Annotated in this window: 6 protein-coding genes; 4 read left to right on the forward strand and 2 right to left on the reverse strand. The window is 74.6% G+C overall.

Annotated features, from left to right (window positions below):
• The 4 genes from ACFV6I_RS31645 to ACFV6I_RS31660 form a co-directional block, all read left to right on the forward strand.
• A partial coding sequence (locus ACFV6I_RS31645) for an acyl-CoA dehydrogenase family protein (protein ID WP_380429004.1) occupies positions 1-747 on the forward strand: 747 nt, incomplete at its 5' end.
• Positions 748-823: 76 nt separating this feature from the next.
• Positions 824-1,579, forward strand: a complete 756-nt coding sequence (locus tag ACFV6I_RS31650; RefSeq protein WP_244293315.1) for a TetR family transcriptional regulator — start codon at positions 824-826, stop codon at positions 1,577-1,579.
• 203 nt (positions 1,580-1,782) lie between these two features.
• Complete coding sequence (locus ACFV6I_RS31655; protein ID WP_380429006.1) at positions 1,783-3,168, forward strand: chloride channel protein; 1,386 nt, start codon at positions 1,783-1,785, stop codon at positions 3,166-3,168.
• A gap of 247 nt (positions 3,169-3,415) precedes the next feature.
• The gene (locus tag ACFV6I_RS31660) at positions 3,416-4,138 is read left to right on the forward strand and encodes a DUF2278 family protein (RefSeq protein WP_380429008.1); all 723 of its coding nucleotides are present in this window, start codon (positions 3,416-3,418) and stop codon (positions 4,136-4,138) included.
• 24 nt (positions 4,139-4,162) lie between these two features.
• Here ACFV6I_RS31660 and ACFV6I_RS31665 read toward each other — a convergent pair whose 3' ends face one another.
• Both ACFV6I_RS31665 and ACFV6I_RS31670 read right to left on the reverse strand, forming a co-directional pair.
• Positions 4,163-4,834 carry a prolyl oligopeptidase family serine peptidase gene (locus ACFV6I_RS31665; protein ID WP_063346944.1) on the reverse strand — a complete coding sequence of 224 codons (672 nt, stop codon included), beginning with the start codon at positions 4,832-4,834 and terminating at the stop codon, positions 4,163-4,165.
• A 90-nt stretch (positions 4,835-4,924) separates the two neighbouring features.
• Positions 4,925-5,389 (reverse strand): phytoene desaturase family protein, encoded by a 465-nt coding sequence (locus ACFV6I_RS31670; RefSeq protein ID WP_380429011.1) that lies wholly within the window; start codon positions 5,387-5,389, stop codon positions 4,925-4,927.
• Positions 5,390-5,491: the final 102 nt, after the last annotated feature.

Raw genomic sequence — 5,491 nt, forward strand, 5'->3', positions numbered from 1 at the left:
TCGGACGCGGCGGGGATGCGGACCCGGGCGGTGCGGGACGGGGACTTCTGGGTGCTGAACGGGGTGAAGCGCTGGATCACGAACGCGGGTGTCTCCGAGTTCTACACGGTGATGGCGGTGACGGATCCGGAGCTGCGGTCGAAGGGGATTTCGGCGTTCGTGGTGGAGAAGGGCGACGAGGGGGTGTCGTTCGGTGCGCCGGAGAGGAAGTTGGGGATCAAGGGTTCGCCGACGCGTGAGGTGTACTTCGACAATGTGCGGATTCCTGCGGATCGGATGATCGGTGCGGAGGGGACGGGTTTCGCGACGGCGATGCGGACGTTGGACCACACGCGGGTGACGATCGCGGCGCAGGCGGTGGGGATCGCGCAGGGGGCGTTGGACTACGCGAAGGGGTATGTGAAGGAGCGGCGGCAGTTCGGGAAGGCGATCGCGGAGTTCCAGGGTGTGCAGTTCATGCTGGCGGACATGGCGATGAAGCTGGAGGCGGCGCGGCAGTTGACGTATGCGGCGGCGGCGAAGTCGCAGCGTGGGGACGGGGATCTGACGTTCTTCGGGGCGGCGGCGAAGTGCTACGCGTCGGATGCGGCGATGGAGATCACGACGGACGCGGTGCAGTTGCTGGGCGGGTACGGGTACACGCGGGACTACCCGGTGGAGCGGATGATGCGGGACGCGAAGATCACCCAGATCTACGAGGGGACCAACCAGGTCCAGCGCATCGTCATGGCCCGCAACCTGCCGTAACAGCCTCTCCGAGGTGCACCGACGGCCGGGCCGAGCACCCGGTCCGGCCGTTCGGGGCCGATGCTATGTTCCGGGAATGAGCGAGAAGGAAGAGCAGGACCTGCCCATGAACGACGGGCCCGCCAAGCCGGCGATGCGCGAGGCGCTCGTCGCCGCGGCCTTCGAGCTCTTCCTGGAACGCGGCTTCGAGCAGACCACCATCGACGACATCGTCTCGCTCGCCGGGGTCGGCCGGCGCTCCTTCTTCCGCTACTTCCCGGCCAAGGAGGACGTGGTCTTCCCGGACCACGAGCGCAGCCTCGCCGAGATGACGGAGTTCCTGGAGTCCGGCACCGGCGAGGAGGACCCGGTCAAGCACGCCTGCGACGCGGCCCGGCTCGTCCTGCGGATGTACGCCGAACAGCCCTCCTTCTCCGTCCAGCGCTACCGCCTCACCCGCAAGGTCCCCGGCCTGCGGGCGTACGAGCTCTCCGTGGTCTGGCGCTACGAGCACACGCTCGCGGCCTACCTGCGCGGCCGGTTCGCCGACCGCCCGGACGGCCCGCTGCGCGCCGACGTGACCGCCGCCGCCGTTGTCGCCGCGCACAACCACGCCTTGCGCACCTGGCTGCGCTCGGGCGGCGAGAGCGACTGGGTGGTCGAGGTCGACGCGGCGATGGCCTTCGTCACCGGCACCTGGAACGACCGCCCGGGCGGGGAGTCCGGGGGGTCCGGGGAGCCCGCGGAGTCCGGGGCGGACGATGTGGTGGTGCTGGTCGCCAGCCGCCGGGCGCCGCTGTGGCGGATGGTCCAGGGCATCGAGAGCGCGCTCGGCGACGCCCGCCGGCTCTGACCGCCCGCTGTTGGCCCCGGCCGCCGTCGACGCCCACCCGCTCCGGTCGCCAGCCGCCCCGGAGGGCGCTCTCACCCGAACGGCGCAACTCCGCTCGTCCGGCGCCCGGCTGACGGGCCGCACGCCGTGCGGGCCGCCCGGCCCCGGGCGAGACTCGGTCGCAGGACGGGGGCCGCGCGCCCCGGGAGCGCGAAGGAGCGGCGATGCCGGGGACGCCCCAGCAGCAGAACGGTGGCCCCACCCTGCGCCAGGTGCTGCTCGGCAAGGGCTACCTCGGCCTGCTGCTGGTCGCCACCCTGATCGGCGTCCCGGTCTCGCTGGTCGCCTTCGGCTTCGTCGGCCTGGAGCACCAACTCCAGCACTGGGTCTGGGAGAGCCTGCCGGTCGCCGCCGGCTTCGACCGCGCCCCCTGGTGGTGGCCGCTGCCCGCGCTGCTGCTGGCCGGCCTGCTGCTCGCCCCCGTGGTCACCCGGCTGCCCGGGCGCGGCGGCCACGTTCCGGTGGACGGGCTGGGCGGCCCGCCCACCCCGCCGGGCGCCGTCCCCGGTGTGGTGCTGGCCGCGCTCGCCTGCCTGCCGCTCGGCGCGGTGCTCGGCCCGGAGGCGCCGCTGATGGCGATCGGCGGCGGCCTCGCGCTGCTCGCCGTCCGGTCCGCCAGGCGGGCCCAACACCCGGAACTGGTACCGGTGTTGGGCACAGCCGGGGCGGCGGCGGCGATCTCCACCATCTTCGGCAGCCCGCTGGTGGCGGGCGTGATGATGATCGAGGCGGCCGGGCTGGGCGGCCCGCGGCTGATCGCTCTGATCCTGCCCTGCCTGCTGGCCAGCGGGGTCGGTGCGCTGGTCTTCACCGGCTTCGGCCACTGGACCGGGCTGTCGATCGGCGCGCTCTCGCTGCCGCGGGTGCCCGAGAGCGGCGTCCCGGACCTGGGCGACTTCCTCTGGGGCGTCCCGCTGGCGGTGGTGATCGCCGTGGTCTGCGTGGCCGGGCAGGCCCTCGGCCGGCGGGTCAAGGCCTTCACCACGGGCGATCCGGCGGGCCCCCGGCCGGTGCCGACCGCTCGTCGGACCGCCGTCCGGACGGTGCTGTGCGCGATCGCCGTCGGGGCCTGCCTCGCGGCGTACGCGCTGCTCACCGGTCGCTCACCGGAGGAGGCCGCGCTCTCCGGGCAGGCCACCCTGGGCGCGCTGGCGGCCGACCCGGCGGCCTGGTCGATCGGTGCGCTGCTCGCCCTGGTGCTGTGCAAGACGGTCGGCTGGGGGATCGCCCTGGGCAGCCTGCGCGGCGGCCCGATCTTCCCGGCGATCCTGATCGGTGCCGCGCTCGGGGCGGCCTGCGCGCCGCTGCCCGGCTTCGGCACCGCGCCCGCGCTGGCCGTCGGACTGGCCGCCTCCGGCGCGGCCGTCACCCGGCTTCCGGTCACCAGCATGGTGCTGGCGACGGCGCTGCTGGGTGGCCAGGCCGCCGATGCGATGCCGCTGCTGATCGTCGCCGCGGTGACGGCCTTCGTCACCGGCGAGCTGCTCCGGGGGCGGTCGAGACGCGTCCACGTCCTGCCCGGCCGGGGCAGGCCGGCACCGGCCGACTGACCGGCCCGCCCTCGCCCCGCCCTCGTCCAGTCCTCGTCCGGTCCTCATCCAGCCCTCGTCCAGTCCCCGGACGCCGGCGCCCCGACGTCAACGTTCTGCGGCGCGAAAGCCCGTTCGGGGGACGGCAGATGAACAACTGCGGATTCCACAGCCCCCGGTCGGCGGTGTGCGCGATAACGGAGGGACCCCGGCCGACCGGCCGGCGAGGCACCAGGACCAGCAGCCAGGGAACCGAGGAACCACACCCATGCCGATCAGCTACTACGGCGTGCTCGCCGCCACCGCCGTCGACCGGCGCCGCGAGGGCGCCACCGACACCCCGCACTACCAGATCCACCTGCGCGACGCCGGGGGCACCGACTACCGCGCGGCGGTCAACGTCCTCTCCCAGCAGGCCCCCGCGGACCTGCGCTACCTCGCGGTCGAGGACTTCCGGCACCCCGTCACCGGTCTCCTCCCGCCGGCCGGCAGCGGCTGGAACCCGCTGCCGTCCCGGCCGGGCACGGCGAGCCTGGACTTCGTCCGCGGGCACCTGTTCGACCCTGCGGCGATGCGCGTCCTGCCGCCCGACCTCCCGGGCCCGGACAACGACCTCGCCGACATGCTCGACCAGCACGTCCAGCGGGCGATCGCCGACCCGGCGGCCGCGGTGTACGTCTTCGGGCAGCGCTTCGGGCCCGAACCCGGCGTCCCGGACAAGGTGTTCGGCTTCCTGCCCGGCAACGGCGTGCACGACGTGCACATGAACCAGGGCAACAGCGGGCGGTTCCGGACGGACGACGGCGTCTACCAGGACGGCGCGCTGCTCATCCACCTGCCGGCGGAGAGCCGGTGGGCGGCGGTGTTCCTGGCCTTCCAGTCGCAGTCCTGGCACACCGACGACCGCACCGGGCACGCCCTGCCCGCGTCCGTCCCGCACCCCACGCGCCCCCGGACCGGCTCCCGCCAGGCGACCGGCCCCCAGCAGTAGCGTCCGCCGGGCCCGTCGGCGTTCTCAGCCCGCGCTGCGGGACCGGCGGGACTGGGCGAGCAGCCAGGCGTAGACCTCGGGGTCGTCGTACGTCCGCGTCCAGGAGTCGTGGCCGACCCCCGGGTAGCGGGTGAACCGCACCGGACCGCCCGCCTCCCGCAGCGCCTCGACCACCCGCTCGGTGTGGGCGACCGGGACGACGTCGTCCTCCCCGCCGTGGAAGGCCCACACCGGGAGGGCGGCGAGGCGCGGCGCCGCCTCCCTCAGCCCGGACCCGCAGATCGGCACGGCGGCGGCGAACCGGCGCGGGTACCGGGCGGCGAGCGCCCACGTGCCGGTGCCGCCCATGCTCAGCCCGGTCACGTACCGCCGGTCCGGGTCGATCCGGTACGTCCGCGCCACGTCCTCGACCAGGGCCGCCAGCGCGCTCACCTCCGCGACCCACGAGCTGTGCGCCGGGCACTGCGGGGCCACCACCACGAACGGCAGCTTCGCCCCGGCGGCGATCTGCCGCACCGGCCCGTGCACGGCGAGCGCCGCCAGATCCTCGCCGCGCTCCATGGCGCCGTGCAGGAACAGCAGCAGCGGCCACGGCCCGGGGCCCTCGTCGTACCCGTCCGGCAACGACAGGGCGTACCCCAGGTCGTTGCCGTCCTCGTCGACGGCGAACCGGTGGTGCTGAACAGGTGCGGACATCGGTCTCCTCCAAAGGCGCCAGGGGTTCCACGGGGCGGACCCGCCGCCACCACCCTTACCGAGCAGCCTCTCCGATCGATGACGCCGCCGTCACGGTTCACATCGCAAAGACGCCGGACGGGGCCCGAGCGAGGGCGGCGCGGCGATGCCGAACTCCCGGCGGAGCGCGGAGACGGCGGCGAGGTAGCCGCTCATGCCGTGGACGCCCGGACCGGGTGGGGTGGACGCGGAGCACAGGTAGACGCCGGGCAGCGGGGTCGCGTACGGGTTCCACCGGAGGGTCGGGCGCATGAGCAGCTGGCCGAGGGTCAGGGCCCCGGCGCCGATGTCCCCGCCGACGTAGTTGGGGTTGTACGCCTCGTACTGGACGCCGTTGGTGCTCCTGGCGGCGAGGACCGTCTCGCTGAACCCGGGCGCGTACTTCTCGATCTGTGCCGTGACGGAGCCGGTGGGGTCCGCCGCGTACCCGTTGGGCACGTGCGCGTAGGCCCAGACGGGCCTCTTCCCGGCGTGGACCCGGTCGGGATCGGCGACGCCGGGATCCACCAGCAGCACGAAGGGGGGGGGCGCGCGCGGCCCCCCCCGGCGCCCCCCGCGCCCCCCGCGGGTTTTGGGGCGCCGCCGCCCCCCCGCGACGCGGGGGGGCGCCGCCGCCCC

The organism is Kitasatospora sp. NPDC059803 (assembly GCF_042732255.1).
In the GTDB taxonomy this organism is placed as follows: domain Bacteria; phylum Actinomycetota; class Actinomycetes; order Streptomycetales; family Streptomycetaceae; genus Kitasatospora.